The organism is Arthrobacter sp. SO5 (assembly GCF_020532805.1).
Classification (GTDB): domain Bacteria; phylum Actinomycetota; class Actinomycetes; order Actinomycetales; family Micrococcaceae; genus Arthrobacter.
In genome coordinates this window covers 14,375-30,685 of sequence record NZ_MQTQ01000041.1, presented here as the reverse complement: position 1 = coordinate 30,685, position 16,311 = coordinate 14,375, and the positions used below count along the sequence as shown (strand labels likewise).

At 67.8% G+C, this 16,311-nt stretch carries 19 protein-coding genes; 7 read left to right on the top strand and 12 right to left on the bottom strand.

Features of this window, described 5'->3' with window-relative positions; translation table 11 throughout:
• Positions 1-46: 46 nt before the first annotated feature.
• Entirely contained in the window at positions 47-1,801 is a 1,755-nt protein-coding gene (locus BJG92_RS07420; protein ID WP_232083481.1) for a gamma-glutamyltransferase family protein, read from the top strand.
• Between the two features lie 33 nt (positions 1,802-1,834).
• Here BJG92_RS07420 and BJG92_RS07415 read toward each other — a convergent pair whose 3' ends face one another.
• From BJG92_RS07415 to BJG92_RS18605, 4 genes are all read right to left on the bottom strand, one after another.
• Positions 1,835-2,842, bottom strand: coding sequence for an alpha/beta hydrolase (locus BJG92_RS07415; RefSeq protein ID WP_232083386.1), 1,008 nt, complete (start codon positions 2,840-2,842; stop codon positions 1,835-1,837).
• 97 nt (positions 2,843-2,939) lie between these two features.
• Positions 2,940-4,736 carry an HNH endonuclease signature motif containing protein gene (locus tag BJG92_RS07410; RefSeq protein WP_232083385.1) on the bottom strand — a complete coding sequence of 599 codons (1,797 nt, stop codon included), beginning with the start codon at positions 4,734-4,736 and terminating at the stop codon, positions 2,940-2,942.
• A 101-nt stretch (positions 4,737-4,837) separates the two neighbouring features.
• On the bottom strand, positions 4,838-5,455 hold the full coding sequence (locus tag BJG92_RS07405) for a hypothetical protein (protein ID WP_232083384.1): 618 nt from the start codon (positions 5,453-5,455) through the stop codon (positions 4,838-4,840).
• Between the two features lie 15 nt (positions 5,456-5,470).
• On the bottom strand, positions 5,471-5,530 hold the full coding sequence (locus BJG92_RS18605; protein ID WP_374199774.1) for a hypothetical protein: 60 nt from the start codon (positions 5,528-5,530) through the stop codon (positions 5,471-5,473).
• Between BJG92_RS18605 and BJG92_RS07400 the strand changes: the two genes are divergently transcribed.
• Positions 5,504-5,827 carry a hypothetical protein gene (locus BJG92_RS07400; RefSeq protein WP_232083383.1) on the top strand — a complete coding sequence of 108 codons (324 nt, stop codon included), beginning with the start codon at positions 5,504-5,506 and terminating at the stop codon, positions 5,825-5,827. The genes BJG92_RS18605 and BJG92_RS07400 overlap by 27 nt on opposite strands.
• Before the next feature lie 40 nt (positions 5,828-5,867).
• On the opposite strand, the gene BJG92_RS07395 is transcribed toward BJG92_RS07400, so the two are convergent.
• From BJG92_RS07395 to BJG92_RS07380, 4 genes are all read right to left on the bottom strand, one after another.
• The gene (locus BJG92_RS07395) at positions 5,868-6,551 is read right to left on the bottom strand and encodes a DUF2071 domain-containing protein (protein ID WP_232083480.1); all 684 of its coding nucleotides are present in this window, start codon (positions 6,549-6,551) and stop codon (positions 5,868-5,870) included.
• Positions 6,552-6,612: 61 nt separating this feature from the next.
• Positions 6,613-7,401 carry an isocitrate lyase/phosphoenolpyruvate mutase family protein gene (locus BJG92_RS07390; protein WP_232083382.1) on the bottom strand — a complete coding sequence of 263 codons (789 nt, stop codon included), beginning with the start codon at positions 7,399-7,401 and terminating at the stop codon, positions 6,613-6,615.
• A 40-nt stretch (positions 7,402-7,441) separates the two neighbouring features.
• Positions 7,442-7,831, bottom strand: a complete 390-nt coding sequence (locus tag BJG92_RS07385; RefSeq protein ID WP_232083381.1) for a DUF1622 domain-containing protein — start codon at positions 7,829-7,831, stop codon at positions 7,442-7,444.
• A 43-nt stretch (positions 7,832-7,874) separates the two neighbouring features.
• Entirely contained in the window at positions 7,875-8,771 is an 897-nt protein-coding gene (locus BJG92_RS07380) for an SDR family oxidoreductase (RefSeq protein WP_232083380.1), read from the bottom strand.
• A 199-nt stretch (positions 8,772-8,970) separates the two neighbouring features.
• Here BJG92_RS07380 and BJG92_RS07375 point away from each other — a divergent pair, with 199 nt between their 5' ends.
• The 3 genes from BJG92_RS07375 (at position 8,971) to BJG92_RS07365 (ending at position 10,764) form a co-directional block, all read left to right on the top strand.
• Positions 8,971-9,591 (top strand): TasA family protein, encoded by a 621-nt coding sequence (locus BJG92_RS07375; RefSeq protein ID WP_232083379.1) that lies wholly within the window; start codon positions 8,971-8,973, stop codon positions 9,589-9,591.
• A 109-nt stretch (positions 9,592-9,700) separates the two neighbouring features.
• On the top strand, positions 9,701-10,366 hold the full coding sequence (locus BJG92_RS07370; RefSeq protein WP_232083378.1) for a signal peptidase I: 666 nt from the start codon (positions 9,701-9,703) through the stop codon (positions 10,364-10,366).
• A complete protein-coding gene (locus BJG92_RS07365; RefSeq protein WP_232083377.1) occupies positions 10,363-10,764 on the top strand; it encodes a hypothetical protein in 402 nt (133 codons plus the stop codon). Before BJG92_RS07370 ends, BJG92_RS07365 begins: the two co-directional genes overlap by 4 nt.
• On the opposite strand, the gene BJG92_RS07360 is transcribed toward BJG92_RS07365, so the two are convergent.
• Positions 10,761-11,984, bottom strand: a complete 1,224-nt coding sequence (locus BJG92_RS07360; protein ID WP_232083376.1) for an ATP-binding protein — start codon at positions 11,982-11,984, stop codon at positions 10,761-10,763. The genes BJG92_RS07365 and BJG92_RS07360 overlap by 4 nt on opposite strands.
• A 75-nt stretch (positions 11,985-12,059) precedes the next feature.
• Entirely contained in the window at positions 12,060-13,022 is a 963-nt protein-coding gene (locus tag BJG92_RS07355) for a response regulator transcription factor (RefSeq protein ID WP_232083375.1), read from the bottom strand.
• 171 nt (positions 13,023-13,193) lie between these two features.
• Between BJG92_RS07355 and BJG92_RS07350 the strand changes: the two genes are divergently transcribed.
• The gene (locus tag BJG92_RS07350) at positions 13,194-13,655 is read left to right on the top strand and encodes a hypothetical protein (protein WP_232083374.1); all 462 of its coding nucleotides are present in this window, start codon (positions 13,194-13,196) and stop codon (positions 13,653-13,655) included.
• Positions 13,656-13,729: 74 nt separating this feature from the next.
• Here BJG92_RS07350 and BJG92_RS07345 read toward each other — a convergent pair whose 3' ends face one another.
• Positions 13,730-14,629: an MSMEG_6728 family protein gene (locus BJG92_RS07345; protein WP_232083373.1), complete on the bottom strand. Its 900-nt coding sequence runs from the start codon at positions 14,627-14,629 to the stop codon at positions 13,730-13,732.
• Positions 14,630-14,862: 233 nt separating this feature from the next.
• On the opposite strand from BJG92_RS07345, the gene BJG92_RS07340 reads away from it, so the two are divergent.
• Complete coding sequence (locus tag BJG92_RS07340; protein ID WP_232083479.1) at positions 14,863-15,396, top strand: hypothetical protein; 534 nt, start codon at positions 14,863-14,865, stop codon at positions 15,394-15,396.
• A 117-nt stretch (positions 15,397-15,513) separates the two neighbouring features.
• On the opposite strand, the gene BJG92_RS07335 is transcribed toward BJG92_RS07340, so the two are convergent.
• Positions 15,514-16,218, bottom strand: coding sequence for a transglycosylase family protein (locus BJG92_RS07335; RefSeq protein ID WP_232083372.1), 705 nt, complete (start codon positions 16,216-16,218; stop codon positions 15,514-15,516).
• Between the last annotated feature and the right edge of the window lie 93 nt (positions 16,219-16,311).

Here is a 16,311-nt window from a genome sequence, read left to right as displayed (position 1 = left end):
CCCGGACCCGTTCACCACGCGGCCCACACTGCAGGGCACCTTCGGGATGAGCGCATCCACGCATTGGCTCGCGACGGCGGCCGCCCAGGCCGTGCTGGAACGCGGCGGCAACGCGTTCGACGCCGCGACTGCAGGAGCCTTCGTGCTCCACGTTGTGGAACCGCACCTCAACGGGCCGGGCGGAGACATGACCGGGATCTTCGTCACCGCGGAGGAGCCTGACAGGCCCGTGGTCCTGATGGGCCAGGGCCCGGCGCCGGCCGCGGCCACCGTAGAGCATTACCTCGCCGAGGGCCTGGAGCTCGTTCCCGGCTCGGGGGCGTTGGCCGCCGCGGTGCCCGCCGCCGTCGACGCCTGGCTCCTGCTGCTGCGCGACCACGGGACGTGGGAGCTGGACGCCGTGCTGGAATTCGCGATCGGCTATGCGAGGGACGGCCACCCGATGCTGGGCCGGGTCGGAACCACCATCGCCGCGGTGTCCGCGCTGTTCGAGGCGCATTGGCCCACGTCGGCGGAGCTGTGGATGCCGGGCGGCCGAATCCCGGTTGAGGGCGAGCTGGTGTGGAACCCGGCCTATGCCCGCACCCTGGAACGGCTCGTGCAGGCCGGAGTCAAGGAATCCACCCGCGAGGCGGGAATTGATGCGGCCCGCCGCGAGTGGCGGGAGGGCTTCGTGGCCCGCGCCATGGTGGATTCGGTTCAGTCCCCGCACCGGCATTCCTCGGGCATGGATCACCGCGGAGTGCTCGCCTTGGACGATCTGGCCGGATTCCAAGCCGGGTATGAGGCCGCCGCCTCCGTCGAGTTCCGGGGCCACACGATCGCAAAGACCGGGCCCTGGGGGCAGGGTCCGGCGCTGCTGCAGGCGTTGGCCATTCTCGACGGCTTCGAGGACCGGTTCCTCGATCCGTCCACCGAGCTCGGGGCACACACCATCCTGGAGGCGCAGAAGCTCGCGCTCGCGGACCGGGAGGCGTACTACGGCGACACGGACGTGCCGCTCGATTACCTGCTGTCGGAGGACTACTGTGCCGGCCGCCGTGCCTTGATCACGGAGCGGGCGTCCCACGAGTTCCGGCCCGGCACCGTGCCCGGGCGGGAGCCGTATCTGCCGCCGCTGCGCACCGACTACACCCCGCCTGCACTCGTGGGGGCGGCCTCCGCGGCCGGACTCGGCGTCGGCGAGCCCACCGTGGCGCCGAGTGGGGAGACTCGGGGCGATACCTGCCACATCGACGTCGTGGACCGCTGGGGCAACATGGTCTCGGCCACGCCGTCGGGCGGCTGGCTGCAGTCCTCGCCGGCCATCCCGGACCTGGGGTTTTGCCTCGGCACGCGGCTGCAGATGACCTGGCTGGAACCGGGCACACCGTCCACCCTGACTCCGGGCAAGCGGCCGCGCACCACCCTGACGCCCACTCTCGTGTTGCGCGACGGCCATGCCGTGACCGCATTGGGCTCACCCGGCGGGGACCAGCAGGACCAGTGGCAACTTCCGTACTTGCTCCGGACCATCGTCGGAGGGTACTCGCCCCAGGAGGCTGTCGACGCCCCCACGTTCCACACGACGTCGATGCCCGGGTCCTTCTGGCCGCGCACCTGGGAGCCCGGCGGCGCCGTCGTCGAGGACCGGCTCGGTGAGGACGTTATCGCGGGGCTGGAACGCCGGGGGCATGTGGTCACCCGGGCCGGTGACTGGGCGCTGGGGCGGCTGTCCGCCGTCGTACGGGATCCTGAGACCGGAGTGCTGCAGGCAGCGGCGAATCCGCGCGGCGCGCAGGGGTACGCCGCCGGGCGTTAGCGGCGGCCCGTCGAAGCTAGGCACCACCGCCGGTCAGCCGCTGTGCGCGAGCCGGTCCATGAAGCGCACCGACTCCGCGACGATCTGCTGCTGCGCCTGTTCGCGGGAGATGCCCGGCTCGCCGTCCCCGGGCTGCTCTCCATAATCGCCGAAGAATGCGTGCACGCCGCCTTCCACCGTGGCGTAGACGGTGGTGGCCGGGAGCATGGGCTTCGACGCGGCGATCTTGTCCGGGGTGGTGAGGCCATCGTTAGTGCCGGAGATGGAGAGCGCCGACAGCTCGCCGGAATCCGCCATGTTGTCCGCGGGGTACGAGGCGAACAGCAGGAGTCCGGAGACATCGGGGTTGGACTTCGCGAAGGCGGACGCGCTCACGCCTCCCAGCGAATGGCCACCCACAGCCCAGGAGGTGACCCCGGGATGCCGGTCCATGGCTTCATGTGCCTGGCCCGTGTTCAGCAAGGAGATACCCAGGGGCACTTTCAGGATGACCACCAGATAGCCTGCGTTGGCGACCGGGCCCAGGATGTCCTGGTAGGCGCGTGCATCAACCCGCGCCCCCGGGTAGAAGACGAGACCCGCGCGGGCCGTACTCTGCGGGGCGAGGGTGATGGTGGTGGCGTCTTCGGTGGTGGTTGTCCTCGCGGTCCCGGTTGTCCCCATGGCCTGGCCGGCCGTAGCCCCGGGCTGGTACGCAAACGGGTTGAGCCACGCCAATCCCGCGACGAGTCCCAACACGACAATCCGGCCCGCCAGTCCGCGGGCCACCTGCCAGCGTGACACCGTGCGCCGGGGATGTGTAATTCGTTTCATCAGTCTGAACATCCAGAAAAGGCCCAGTACGACGGCGGCCCCCAACAGCGCGGGCAGCGCTGGATGTCCGCCGAGGACTGCGCTGTTGCCAAACAACATCCAGAGCGGAACCACCGTCAGCGCCAGAGTAGTGAAGGCGCCGCTCCAGTCCAGGACCGCGGACGGCAGGCGCGTCGGCTCGGAATCCGCGGACGGCGAGTACCCGGACGTCGGTCTGGCATCGTTCACACCTCGATGTTATCTCCATTATCGAGATATCAGGCAAGGTTTCGACCTCGCCCTAGATCTATCGATCACAGACCCGCCAGCTTTTTCCAACAAGGAATCAGGCTGCGGTGCCGAGATTAGCGGGACGGAAGTAGTAGTTGCGTCGGGGTTTTTGGTGTGGGTCGATGTGGGGTGGCGGGATGAACCAGGGGATGCCGGTGCGGTTCTGGATGGTCCAGTGTTCTTTGTGGATCACGTGGTGGTGGTGTGAACAGAGAAGCACGCCATTCTCCGTGCCGGTCGTTCCGCCGTGGGCCCAGTAGCTGATGTGGTGGGCTTCGCACCAGGTGGCCGGAATGGTACAGCCGGGGAAGGCGCAGCCCTGGTCGCGGGCGGTGAGCGCTTTGCGGATGTGCGGCGGGAAGACCCGTGAGGCCCGGCCGATGTCCAGGATCCGGCCTTCGCTGCCGAGCAGGACCGGGATGATGTCCGCGTCGCAGGCGATCTTCCGGACCGTGGAGGCGGTGACGGGACCTGTGAAGAGCAGGTTTCCGGTCTGCGCTGTCGCGTGGCCGGGCTGGAAGCGACCGTCGGCGTGGGAGGGACCTGCGGCGCTGTTCTGCACGATTGTGTCGCTCTCGCTGTGTCCGAGCTTGGCGAGGAGGTCGCGGTAATCGATGGTGACCATGACCTGAGGGCGGAGTCCTCCTGCGGCGGGCAGGGTACCGGTCGCGAGGGCGACTTTGCAGGCGCCGGTGAGGCCGTCGAGGAGTTTCTGCGGGCGCGTGCGCAAGTCGAACGGGACGTCCGCTTCGGTACCGGGCTCTCCGGCGCCGTCCGCTGCGGCAGCATCCGATTCGAGAGGAGCCGCCGTGGCATCCGGGCCCCCAGCGGGGTCCGCGGGGAGTGCGCTGGTGCGGGGGTTGGTGGCGGTGTTCATGACGGTTAGCAGGTGCTCGAACTGTTCGGCGGTCGCGAAGATCTCCAGGTGCTGCAGGCCGTGGCGGGGTTTGCGGATGAATGCGCCCTGGAGCTGGCGGAGGAGTTCTTCGGAGGGCTCGGCGCCGTCCTGGTCCAGCGCATCGGTCCAGCTCCGGGCCACCCGGGCCAGGAAGTCCGGGTCGTTCTCGACCGCGATGCGCGTCAGTGCGTGTTCCATCCCGGCTGCGGCCGCGGCATCGCAGACGTGCCGGACACGGTCCAGGGCCAGGGTGATGATCGTCGAGGCCCGGGAGGCGACCTCACCGGCGGCGACGGCGGAGCCGAGTTCCCTGTGGACGGGCGGGAGGGGTTCGCCGGTGAATCCCTGCCGCGGCAACAGGCATTCGGCGAGGCAGAGCCGGCGGCGGGCCTCGGCGGCGCTGATCCGCAGCCGCGCCCGCAGGAACTCCGTGGTGTTCCGGTACCCGTCATCCACAGCGGCACCACCAGCAACGGCAAAAGCCGGGCTGTCAGCGGCTGCCGGGGCGTCCACAGCGGCTGCCGGGGCGTTAGCGGCCCCCGGGGCCGCCGCCTCAACGGCCACACTGTCCGGCCCGGCAGTACCCGGCCCGGCTTCCGTGAAAGCGCCCGCGCCGGTGGCCTCGCGCCAGCCGGTGGTCCATGAGGTGCTGGCTTTCGCGGCGTTGGCCGCTGCCTGCTTCCGGGTCCGGTCCACGGCCCCGGCCGCCACGAGCTGCAGATAGTCCGCGACCCGCGAGAGTTCCTCCACGGTGCCGGCGAAATCCGAGGCGGCCTGGAACCCAAGCAGCGCCGCGTCATCGGCCGCCGTCAAAGCCATATCCCGGAGTATGGCGAGAGCCTCAACCACACCGTCACCACCGGGCTGTCCGGCCCGGTAGGTACCGCAGCCGGTGCTGCGTTCAGCGTCCCGGTCCGTGTCCTGGAAAGGAATGAAATCCCTGACGGTTTCCATGAAACGAAATTTACCGCAGAGCTATGACATTCTTCGTGTCCGCTACCCTGACGTCAAAATCCCGTCGTCAGCAATGCGAACTTGCGTTAGAGAAGTTTGGCTTAAGGTTGTACGTCGAACTCGTCGACAACGACGAAACGCAGGCTCATCAAGTGGCAAACAAAATCGTCAAGAAGCTCAGCCCCAGCATGCGGGGCATCGCGGCCGACCCGTCCCCAGTCCACTGTTCCAGTCGTGGCCTGCTGCCTCCCAATCGACGCACCTGCACTGACCAAGGCCCCGGATGCTGCCCCGACGAGAACGAGCCCCACCGGGCCACCCACACCGGTGCACATCAGCGCAACGCCGGCGGCGACCAATACGGCGGCGCCGATATATTCCCGGTTTTCGTTGATCCAATCCCCGGCAGCGGCGAACGCTCCCCGCGAGGAGCCGTCGTGGGCCTTCAGTTCGTCGTCGGTGAGCGGGCGCAATCCGGTGGCGTCGCGGGTGTAGGTCGTGGTGGTTCCGTACGCATCGGTGAACCGGGTCCGGTTCCCGTCGCCGTCGTACTCCCAGTACAGGCCCCGGCCGCCGCGGGTGCGGGATGTCAACCGCCCACAACGGTCAAACCCAATTTTGTGCTCCACGACGAGCCCGTCAGTGCCCGCGTAATCGGTAATGACCACGCGGCGGCGGAGCATGTCCCGGTCAATCGAGTCCGGGAGTTTCCCGTCCACCGAGGTGGTGGCTTCCTACCCGGCGGCGTCGTACGTCCAGGTGGTGGTGTGCCCCGCCGGGTCCGTCTGGGACAGCTGCCGCCCGGCCGGGTCGTAGGTGGCGGTGCCCACGCGGCCGATGAGCTGAACCCGCTCTACGCCAGCCCCGCCTCGGGAAAGCCCTCGCAGATGCTCGCCGCGGTGACCGGCGGCGAGAAGCGGGTACGGTTCTCCGACGGCTGCGGCGGGGCGCTGGCGGTGGACAGCGCGGGGCTCACTGTGACGGCCCTGCAGGTCACACCCCGGTGCACGGTGCGCGCCAGCGTCGGGAACTTCACCGAGCTGCAGTCCCGGAGCTTCGGGATCACGTCCCGCCAGAACTCGTCGGACTGAGGTGCCCCGCGCTGCAATTGCCAGGAGGATCAGTGGGGACTCAGGGCCCGTCCTCCAGGGTCCGGGGCCGGCCAAATTGTGTGAAGACGCCGGGGGAGAACAGCGCCGATTCAGGTGGTCCGGAGACGGTAATGCCCGCTGCTGAGATGAGTTGGTCCTCCAGCACTGTCACCTGAGCCCTCACCAGCGGCCACGCGGTGTGCGTATTCGGAACGTACAGCGTCCTGCCCCGGAATCGGGTGTGCAGACCGAACCGCGCCGTGAGGTGGACGGACAGCGGATCCGTGGCTTCGACGTCGAACTCCGGGGCAACCGCGAAGTCGCTCCGCGCGCCACCCCGAAACCGGCGGACCGAATAACCGGTGGACGGGTCCGGCAGCCTGGCCGCCCGGAAGCGGTCCCGCGACCAGACATAAGGAATCCCGGCCGCCCGCGCAGTCAAGACCACCGCCAACCGGGACGCATCGAGGCTGAGGAAAACCACCCCCCGGGTGCCGTCCGGCTCCTTGGAGTAGAGGCGCACATTGATCTCGTTGAAGCTTCCGAAATAGGGAATCCCGGGTCCGCGGCCCAGACCGGCGCCCTGCATGCGGAACCCGATCAGCCCCACCCAGGCGGACCCGTCGAACTCATCCGGCACCACACCGGGTGGCATAAATGCCGCTGCGACGGCATGAGGGATCCGCCAGTGCAGGAAGACGGCGTCGGTCCAGTGCTGGCCCATGATGACGGGGGCCGGCAGCCCGGGCGCCTCCGGCCACGGGTCAATGTCCACGCGAATCCTCCTAGTTCAGGGCCCGTGTGCCGGCCGGAAGAGACCCTCCGGCCAACAGTTCGGCGGCGGAGTCGGCCAGGGCGGTCAGCGCCACGCGCTGGGTCCATGGGCCGTAGGAGATGCGGGCCACGCCAAGTGCCTGGAGGGCGGCGGGGGCCAGGGACCCGGGCACGTTGATGACGGAGACCTTGTTCCAGCCGATGCCATCCACGAGCGCGGTGACGGTTGCCTCGTCCAGCAGGCCCGGCACGAACACGGTGGTGGCGCCGACGTCGAGGAAGGCCCGGCCCCGCTCGATGGCGTCAGCCAGCACCGCAGAGGGGTCCTGGTCCTTGCCCTTCAAGAAGGCATCGGTGCGGGCGTTGAGGACAAAGTCGATGCCTTCGGCTTCTGCGGCGCGCACCACGGAGCTCATCTGGGCCACGGCGTCGGCCAACGGGCGCATCTGGTCCTCGATATTGGCGCCCACGATGCCAGCACCCATTGCCCTGCGCACGGTCTCGCCGGGATTCCCGTAGCCCGCCTCAAGGTCGGCGCTGACCGGGAGCGAGGTCGCGGCGGCGATCCGCCGGACGGCGTCGATCATTTCATCGAGCGGGATTTCCTCGCCGTCCGGGTAGCCGTGCGACGCCGCGATCGAGTGGCTGGCCGTCGCGAGCGCGGTGGCGCCGGGAATTTCGGAGACCGCCTTCGCGGAGATAGCGTCCCAGACGTTGATGACCTGCAGGATTTCGGGGGCTTGGTGGAGGCGGAGCAGCTCGGAGGCTTTGGGAGCAAGAGAACGTACGTTTTCAGTCATTCCCCGAGCCTAGCCCGGGACGGCGACGCCCGAAAGGGGGTCAGCCCGCCGCGGAGGAGGTAGTGGAACCTGCCGGCTGGCTCTGCCACGGCCAGCGGCCGGTGATTTCCAACTCGAGGGAGAAGCTGAGGAAGGTCCGAATAAGCACAATAATCGCCAGTACGCCGACGCTCTCGAACGTCGGCGTGACGGCGACGGTCCGGATGATGTCCGCCGCTACCAGGAGTTCCAGCCCGAGCAGGATGGAGCGGCCCAGCAATTGCCGGTACGACCGGTACACGGACAGCGGTTCGGAGCCGGCCGGGCGCCGCCGCACCTGGTATCCGCGCAGTGCCAGCGGGATGGAGACGATGGCACCGAACACCATCACGGCCACACCGGCGAAATCCATGTACCCGCCGACCGTCTCAATAGTGTGCTGAAAATCCATGGTTCCCCTCGCAGAAGTGGGTGGTGCAATTCAAAGCCCCCGGTCAGGGGTGCCGGACTCCTTCTCCGGCAAGAATAGCCCGGTAACCCTCGCGGAAACTGGGGTATTGGAACTGGAACCCCGTGTCGCGGAGGAGGCCATTGCTGCAGCGTTTATTGCCTCCGCGGGAGGGCTCGCCGCTCTGCCGGCCGCCGCTCTGCCGGTCACCTTGAGCCGCGCCCGACGGCGGCCGGGGAAGTCCCAGCTCGGCGGCCAGGAAGCTCAGCACGTCGCCAAGTTCGGCCGGTTCGTTGTCCACGCCCAGATACACCGGTCCCGGGACGGCATCCATGGTGCACAGGTGGACGATCGCGGCGGCGGCGTCGTCGCGGTGGATGCGGTTGGTGAAGCGGGGCTCAACTGGAATCACCGCGGCGCCGCTGCGCACCTGGTCGATCAGCCGGGTGCGTCCGGGGCCGTAGATCCCGCCGAGCCGCAGCACCACGGGCGTGATGCCGCTGCCGCGTAGGCGGTTGTAGAGCAGTTCCTCCGCTTCACGGATGATGCGCCCCGAGAAACCGCCGGGTGTCGGCGTCGTCGTTTCATCGATCCAGTCACCGCCGGCGTCGCCGTAGACGGCGGTCGAGGAGACAAACAGCACCCGCCGTACGGGAGCGCCGGAATTCAGCACAGCGTCCAGCACGTTCGATATCCCGTCCACATAGGCCGCCCGGTAGGCAGCCTCGGTGGGGGAGTCCGCCGCAATGGCGACGACGACGGCGGTGGTGTCCGCCGGGAGGGGCGGCAGTGCGCCGGAGCTCAGGTCAGCCGCGGCACCTTTGATGGCGGCCGGAAGTTTCTCCGGCGAGCGCCGCCAGCCCACCACACGGTGGCCGGCCGCGTCGAACCGCAGCCCGGCCTCGGTGCCCAGATCGCCGCAACCGGCCATAAGTACAGTCATAGGGCCAGTCTGCCAGTGTTCTTGAAACCCGGTGAACCGTTCAGTACGGCCTTGAGGAAAACTTGAAGTGATCTTGTTTTCCACCGAGGCCCTGCCTTGAAAGGAGCCCGGCATTGTTGTTCTTGTCAGCCTTTGGGGGCCGGCGACAATAACCACCAAGCTCAGGGCCCATGGCCCGGCTCTACGAACGGAATCTCTCATGGGTCTCAGCCTCAAGTCCACGTCCAGCAAGGTCCTTGCCTCCGCCGCACTCCTCGCCGCAGCAGCCGGCGTTGCCGGCATGGGCACCTACGGTGGGTTCACGAGCAGCACGTCCGCCTCTGCGGCCGTGGCCGCCGGCACCGTCAAGTTCGACGTCGGTGCAGCCGGCGCGACAAACCGGCTCGCCGTCGCGGCCTCAGGAGCAGTTCCGGGCGACACCATCCAGCGTGCGGTGACCTTGACCAACAGCGGTGACCAAGACCTGGCCGCAGTTACTCTCACCACCACCGCCGGTGCACCGTCCTCCAAGCTGGACTCGGATCCTGTGAACGGCCTGCAGCTGAAGATCGATGGTTGTTCTGTGCCGTGGACCGAGGCGGGCACGTCTCCTTCATTCACCTACACCTGCACCGGCACCACCACGGCTGTTCTGGCTTCCCGGGCTGTGACCGGCAACGCCATCGCGTTGACCGGACTCGCCTCGGTGACCGCGACGAAGGCCGATAACCTCCGGGTAACGCTCACCGTGCCGGCCTCCGCGGACAACACGTTCCAGGGCCTGAACAGTGTTATGAGTTTCGCCTTCACCGCCATACAGCGCGGCGCCGCCAACAAGTAACTACTACCGCCCAGTAGCGTTTCACAGGAGCCCAGTTCGGCCCGGACCCGGCCGAACTGGGCTCCTTCGCTAGACCCGCACCATCCACGCCGGCAGGGAAAGGACCCCCGTGAGCGACGTCATCTCCATGAGCGTTCCTGACCAGAGTGAACTCGCAGCCACTCCGGGCCGCGGCCGGCGGCGGGCCTCGACGCCGTCGGCAACCGTACGGCGCCCGGCGTCGAAGGCCATTGCCGCAGTGGGCCGGGCCGTCCTGACGCTCACCCTGGTCGTCGCTGCCCTGCTTTTCCTGTTCCTCGCGGTGGGACCGCGGTTCCTGAACTACCAGACGTCCACCATGCTCACCGGGAGCATGTCGCCGGGGATCAACCCGGGCGATGTTGTGGTCAGCGTCCGGACTCCTGTCGCCGACCTCGAGACTGGCGACGTCATCACCTACAGCATTCCCGTTGACGATCACCGGATTGAAACCCACCGGGTCACCGGCCTCAACCGCGACGACGCCGGCGTGACCTCCGTGACCACCAAGGGGGACGCCAACCCCGGGCCGGACCCGTGGACGGCTGTCCTGTCCCAGGACTACGTGTACACCACCGCGGGAATTGTCCCCTACCTCGGCGACGGCATCCGGGCGCTCCGCCAGCCACTCGTGCAGACTGTCCTCCTCTACGGGGCGCCAGCCCTGCTCGTCGGGGTGCTCCTGACCTCTATCTGGGGAAAGCCTGCCGAGCCGGCCAAGCCGGACAACGAGGCAGCGGAGTCGAGCCAGTCATGAACTACGGCAACGGCATGGTCCTGGACACCGGGCAGTTCGACCGCCTCGCCGTCGAACTGGAGTCGAGGTCCTATGCCGTTGGCTTCGTCTGCCGGTTTCTCGAACGCTTGCCGGACCGGCTCACGTGCGTCCACCAAAGCCTGTTCGAGGGCAAGAGCGAGTGCGCTTTGGCCGCGATCCGCAGCGTCGCGACGTCGGCGGCGATGGCAGGGGCGATTCAACTCGAAGGCCGCAGCCGGGCGGTGGAGCGGTGCATCCGCGCCGGAGATCTCGAGGCTGCCTTGGCTGCTGCCGGGGAACTCGACTCCACTGCGGCCGACTTCGCCCAGCACCTCGGGGCACTCCTTGAGTCCTCAGTGCCGGCCCCGGGCGAGCCCTGGACCCGCCCCGAGTCCTAGCTGGCGTCGGGGGTTGCTGCAGCCGGCGTCCAGCCGGGAACCACCGGCACGGGGAGAATAAGTGAAACAGTGGTACCGCCGTCGGGGGCGGAGCTGATCTCCAGCCGTCCACCGTGGGCCTGGGCGATCCGGACACACGTTGCCAGCCCCAGCCCGAAACCGGGCGGGTCGTCGGCGCGATGCAATCGCACCAGGGGCTCCGTGACATGTCCCCGCTCTTCCGCCGGAATGCCCTTGCCGTTGTCCGTGACACGCACAGCAACCCCGTCCTCGACGGCCTCGGCCGTGACCCGAATTCTCGGCGGGACGTCAGGGCGCCGGTAAGCCACGGCATTCTGGATGAGATTCTGCAGGAACATGCGCAGCTGTTCGGGATCGGCCTGCAGCACGACGTCGGAAACCCTGATTTCCGCCCCGGCCTCGCCGAGGCTGAAAGCCAGGTCCTCCTCAACTCCGTGGACCAATGCCGCGAGGGACACCTGGCCGGGCCGGAGTGCACCCCCGATTCGGGAGAATGACAGAATATCGTCCACCATGGCCAGCATCCGGCGCGAGGTCCTGCCGATAATGCGGAAGTCTTCGGCCTCCGCCGGGTTCCGCAGTTCACCGAGCTCGGTGAAGCCGATGACGCTGGTCAGCGGGTTGCGCAGATCGTGGCTGATGCGTCCGGCGAACGATTCCAGGAGTGCGTTGCTGTTTCGGGCCTCTGCCAGGCTCCGGGCGAGCATGCGGGCGTGGTGCTGGAGCTCAAGGACCTCAACCACCTGGGCGGCGATGATTTCGAGCGCCGTTTGCTGGTCCGGGGAGAGCTCGGCGGGGGCGGGGGAAAAGACGCACAGCGAACCCAGCGCGAACCCCGCAGTCGTGATGAGCGGGACCGACGCGTAGAACCTGATGGAAGCCACGCGCCCGGTGACAAAAGGGTGGTCATGGAACAGTGGGTCCCGGGACGCGTCCGGCACCACGGTGGTCTCGCCGCGGAGGAAGACCCTGGCGCACATCGAATCTTCACGGGAACACACGCCGGGATCGATCCCCACCGCCGCAATATGATGCTGCTGGTCGGCAGTGATGATGTTGACGACGCCGGATGGGATGCCGGTTGAACTAGTGGCCAGGACCAGCAGTTTCTGGAGTTGGCCGAGCGTGTCGGGGGGAGTCCCTGCGCCGGTCCGGACGCCGACGGGTTCGAGGTGCGGCAGCCCGTATTCCGTGAGCACGGCCTCCCGGCTCGCGCCGGCTTCGGTGTCTGACGAGCCGGCTGCCGCAGAGCGGGCGGGCGATGCCGGGGACAGCTACACCACCTCTTCGGCTGGAGCCATCCGGTAACCGACTCCGCGCACTGTGCGGATGAACCGAGGTTCCCGGCCCTTGTCGCCTAGCTTCCTGCGCAGGTTGCCGATGTGTACTTCAACGAGGTGCTCGTCCATGGCCCATTCGTTGCCCCAGACCTTGGTCAGGAGGGCTTTGCGGGTCCATACCCGGCGCGGCGCACCGGTCAGCGATTCGAGAAGGTCGAATTCCGTGCGCGTCAACACCAGTTCGGCGCCGTCCAGCGTGGCAGTCCGGGCCTCGGGCTCCACAACGAGTGGCCCATGCCGCAGGACGCCGGCGGGTTCCGGGACGCCGGCGGAATCCGGGACGCCGGACAATTCCGGGGTGCGGGCGGCAGCCGGGGCGCGGCGATCGCGTCCGGCCGCACCGGCGGTTGCGGATGGGGAGGCTTCCGCCGTGGCGGGTCCGACGTCGGTGGCCCGGCGTTGCGGCGTCCGGCTCGCCTCCGAACCGGTAGTGGAACCCGATTCGGCGCGGCGGTCAGCAGTTCCGGCCGGCAGGAAGTCAGTGGCGCGGCGCTGGGGAGTGGGGCGCTGCGGGGTAGGGCGGTGCCGGCGCAACGCCGCGGACACCCGGGCCTGGACCGTGCGGGGGCTGAACGGTTTTCCAATGAAGTCGTCGGCGCCGGTTTCCAGGCCAATGAGTTCGTCGATCTCGTCCACCCGGGCCGTGATCATGAAGACGTAAGCGTCGGAGAACTTGCGCAGCCGGCGGCACACTTCCACACCGTCCAGATCAGGGAGGTTGAGGTCCAGAGTGACGATGTCCGGCTGGTGTTCATTGATGCTGAGTAGGGCTTCGGCCCCGGAGGCAGCCTCGATAACGGCGAATCCCTGCATCTCCAGAGTCCGGCGAATCAGCAGGCGGACGTCGCTGTCGTCATCGACGACAACAGCGCGGAGTTGTCCCGGTGCATCAAACATGAACCCAGCTTCTGAGAGGGATAAGTACGTCACGCCCGCCCCACGTGTCACAGCCGTTTCAGGCTAACACGGTTTGATCTTGAGCAAATGTTGATCCGGAACCCGGCTTCGACTTGAGGCGGCGCTGTCAGAGTTGAAGCCAGGAGATCACCCGCCAGCCAGAAAGCACCAGTGAACGTCGTCCAGCCCAGTTCAGCCACAGCAGCCCCGCGGCTCTCGCCCGTATGGCTGGTGCGCCTGCGCCGCCTGCTGGCCGTGCCGGTAGCCGTGGCCCTGGTACTGGGCGCCCCCGGTCTTGCCTACGCGACCTTCACAGCGAAAACTGGCTCGTCGATGGCCGTGGGGACGTATTCGATACCGGCACCTGCGACGGCGACGGGCTCCGGCACCTGTAACAAAGGCCCTCGCGGCGCCACCGCCAACATCACGAGCTTCGCGGCGGTAAGCAAGGCAACGTCGTACATCGCCACCGTGACGGCGCCGGACGGCAGTACCTCCAGCCAGACGGTCGCCCCCGGCGGCTTTGTCCTTAGCAGGACGTCCTCGAAGGCCGGAACTTTCACCCTGGAAATCAAGGCCCGGGTCGGCAGCTGGACCGGGGCCGCTTTCCAGCTGACGCTCGTCTGCCCATAGCCGGCGCCGGCGCCGGCCACAGCATTCCGGCGCCAGGCCGGCCACAGCATTCCGGCGACGTCGACGGCCGGGGACTACCGCGCGGGAATCGGGAAGAACACCCGAGGATCCTGCAGCAGCGCCGGGTAGTCAAAGGCCGAGCGGTCCAGGATCTCGTCCACCTGGAAGTTGCGGGCGAACTGGCCGTCCACGGTGATCGGACGGCCCAGGACCTTGCCGACGGCGAAGGACGCGCCGCCGTCGAACGGGATGGCTACGGTCGAGTTGCCCGGAAGCGTCTTGAACGCTTCTTCCTGCTGCTGGCGCTTGCGGGTGGGCTTCTTGACGAGCTGTTTCGGCGGGAGCTTGCGGACTTTGGGCCGTCGGGACCCGGAATCGGCGTAGACGAACTGGTAGTCCTCTTCGCTTGCGGGGGCGGCCTTGGCCTTGCCCGCGGGCGGCAGGCTGACGGTGTCCAGTTTCCCCGGCTCGGTGTCACCGAGCGGCAGGCGAAGGACCCACATGCGGTCGCCGGAAGGGTCTTCCGGCTGCAGCTCAAGCGTGGGTTCGGGCCAGACGTACTCCAGGTCGTGCTCCGTATCCGGGAACAACGGCGTGTAGAACCTGGGGTCCTTGGCGATCAGCCGGGAGCGGTGGCTAAGGTGCAGCTCCGGGGCACCGAGCCAGGGCGGCATCGGAATCTTGGCCGCATAGTCGGGGTGCGCTGCCTGCGGGGCAAATTCCATAATCTTCTCCCGGGTGCTGTCCTCGCCGCCGCGGGCCGTCCATTCGTCCACCATGGTCAGCCCGTAGAGGGTCAGTGCGGGAACATACCCCATCCACATCCGGATGGCCGGGTGCGACTGCCAGCCATACTCCGGGATCACCAGCGCACGCAGGATCTGCAGCGCTTCAACGCGTTGCTTGCCGAGCCGTTCGCGGTCCAAAACCGCGGCGCTCTGCTGGAAATCGGGGAAGGGGAGAAAAGTCTGCATCTCTCCAGTTTGAGGCCACAGCGCCGATGCACCAATTGCGGGCGGCGGCGGGTGAGCGCGTTCACATTTTGACAGGGGACAGACAGCTCTGGACAGCGGCGGGTAAAATAGCACAAAACACCCCTGCTGCACGGAAGGCACGCCCCATGCCGACGAAGCGAGTTACAGAATCCGCGGCCCGGCCCGCGCCCGACCAACTGCCCAAGTACGGACAGCTGCCCAAGTACGGACAAATGCTGAGCCCCGAAGCGAACGGGATTCTGGTCCTTGAGGAGTTCACCATCGATCCGTCGGCCGCCCGCACGGAGCAGTACGGGTTCCGGATGGCCTTGGCCAACGTGGCGCTGACCATGCGGCGCATCCTGGCTTTCCGGCTCTTCATTGCCATCGTGGCGATCGCCAATCTTCCCCTGTTCCTGCTCTCCAGCGGCTGGGAGGTTTACGTCATCTCGCTCACCCTCGTGGTGGCTGTCCATGCGGCAGTGTCCTGGTTGAACCGCGAGGAACCCAAGATCCGCCAGCGCCGGCTGCTGGAAATGCACGTAAACCGGGAACAGAGTGCCAACTACCGCAAGGTGCGGGATGCCGTGAAATACGTGATCGACGCTCCCGCCCGCATGAACGAAAGCCTTTACCTTGAGCTGCTGGCTGCAAAGCGGGTGGCCCTGCACCTGGCGATGGGCACCGTGGCGTTGCTGGATACCAGCGACGACGCCGCGTGGAAAGTCCGGATTGTCCGCGAACTTCCCCGGGCCGCCTCATCCTGACGGCTACGGCCGCACCGAACAGCTCACCCCAGCACAGCTAAAGCACGACGCCGGAGGATCCCCCTGAGGGGAAGCTCCGGCGTCGTGCTTTGGCGCTGTTGCCGGGAGTGAGGCAGGCTACGCCGGAAGCTGGAGTACCTGGCCCGGGAACACCATATTGGGATCGCTGATGGTCGCGGCGTTGGCGTCGGCCAGCACGTGCCAGCCGCCGGCAATGTTGAGCTTTTCGGCGATCTTGCTCAGGGTCTCCCCACTCTGGATGGTGTAGGTCTCGCCACTGAGTGGTACCGCCGCAAGGTGGCGTGGCGCCGGTGCGGCGGCCTGGGGGGCTGCGTTCCGGACGGGCGCTTGGGCCGCCGGGGCAGGAACGGCTGCCGGTGCAGGAACGGCTGCCCGGGCCTGCGCAGCCGCCGGGACCGGCACCGCCGCCGGTGCTACGGAGACGCTCTGCGGTGCTACGGCGCCGCCGTTCAAGCCGAGCTTCGCGGCGCACGCCGGCCATGCTCCCCAGCCCTGGCCGGCCTGCACCCTCTCGGCGACGGCGATCTGCTGCTCACGGCTCGCACTGGCCGCGGACCCCGTTCCGCCGTAGGCGGCCCAGGTTCCGGCGCTGAACTGCAGTCCGCCCGCGAAACCGTTACCTGTGTTGATGCCCCAATTGCCGCCGCTCTCGCACTGGGCCAGGGAATCCCAGGTGGACGTCGGGGCCGGCCCGGGGGGAGCTGCGTTGGCGGCGGTGGCGGACAAGGCGAGGCCGGCGATCGAGACGGCGGCAAGAGTGACGCCGCGGCGCGCGGCAGTGCTGAAGGTTGAAGTGATCATGGTGACAGATGCTCCTGAGGGCCACCGGCGCTCGGTCCGTCCCCGGACGTTATCGCGCCCCTGCCCGCCCCTGACGATAGAGGTCATTTCGGT

Coding starts and splice junctions, on each gene's coding strand:
- BJG92_RS07385 (WP_232083381.1), bottom strand. CDS start 7,831: ATGGATTTTCAGCACACTATTGAGACGGTCGGCGGGTACATGGATTTC.
- BJG92_RS07380 (WP_232083380.1), bottom strand. CDS start 8,771: ATGACTGTACTTATGGCCGGTTGCGGCGATCTGGGCACCGAGGCCGGG.
- BJG92_RS07390 (WP_232083382.1), bottom strand. CDS start 7,401: ATGACTGAAAACGTACGTTCTCTTGCTCCCAAAGCCTCCGAGCTGCTC.
- BJG92_RS07355 (WP_232083375.1), bottom strand. CDS start 13,022: ATGTTTGATGCACCGGGACAACTCCGCGCTGTTGTCGTCGATGACGAC.
- BJG92_RS07410 (WP_232083385.1), bottom strand. CDS start 4,736: ATGGAAACCGTCAGGGATTTCATTCCTTTCCAGGACACGGACCGGGAC.
- BJG92_RS07365 (WP_232083377.1), top strand. CDS start 10,363: ATGAACTACGGCAACGGCATGGTCCTGGACACCGGGCAGTTCGACCGC.
- BJG92_RS07395 (WP_232083480.1), bottom strand. CDS start 6,551: ATGGGCCAGCACTGGACCGACGCCGTCTTCCTGCACTGGCGGATCCCT.
- BJG92_RS07335 (WP_232083372.1), bottom strand. CDS start 16,218: ATGATCACTTCAACCTTCAGCACTGCCGCGCGCCGCGGCGTCACTCTT.
- BJG92_RS07375 (WP_232083379.1), top strand. CDS start 8,971: ATGGGTCTCAGCCTCAAGTCCACGTCCAGCAAGGTCCTTGCCTCCGCC.
- BJG92_RS07340 (WP_232083479.1), top strand. CDS start 14,863: ATGCTGAGCCCCGAAGCGAACGGGATTCTGGTCCTTGAGGAGTTCACC.
- BJG92_RS07420 (WP_232083481.1), top strand. CDS start 47: ATGAGCGCATCCACGCATTGGCTCGCGACGGCGGCCGCCCAGGCCGTG.
- BJG92_RS07345 (WP_232083373.1), bottom strand. CDS start 14,629: ATGCAGACTTTTCTCCCCTTCCCCGATTTCCAGCAGAGCGCCGCGGTT.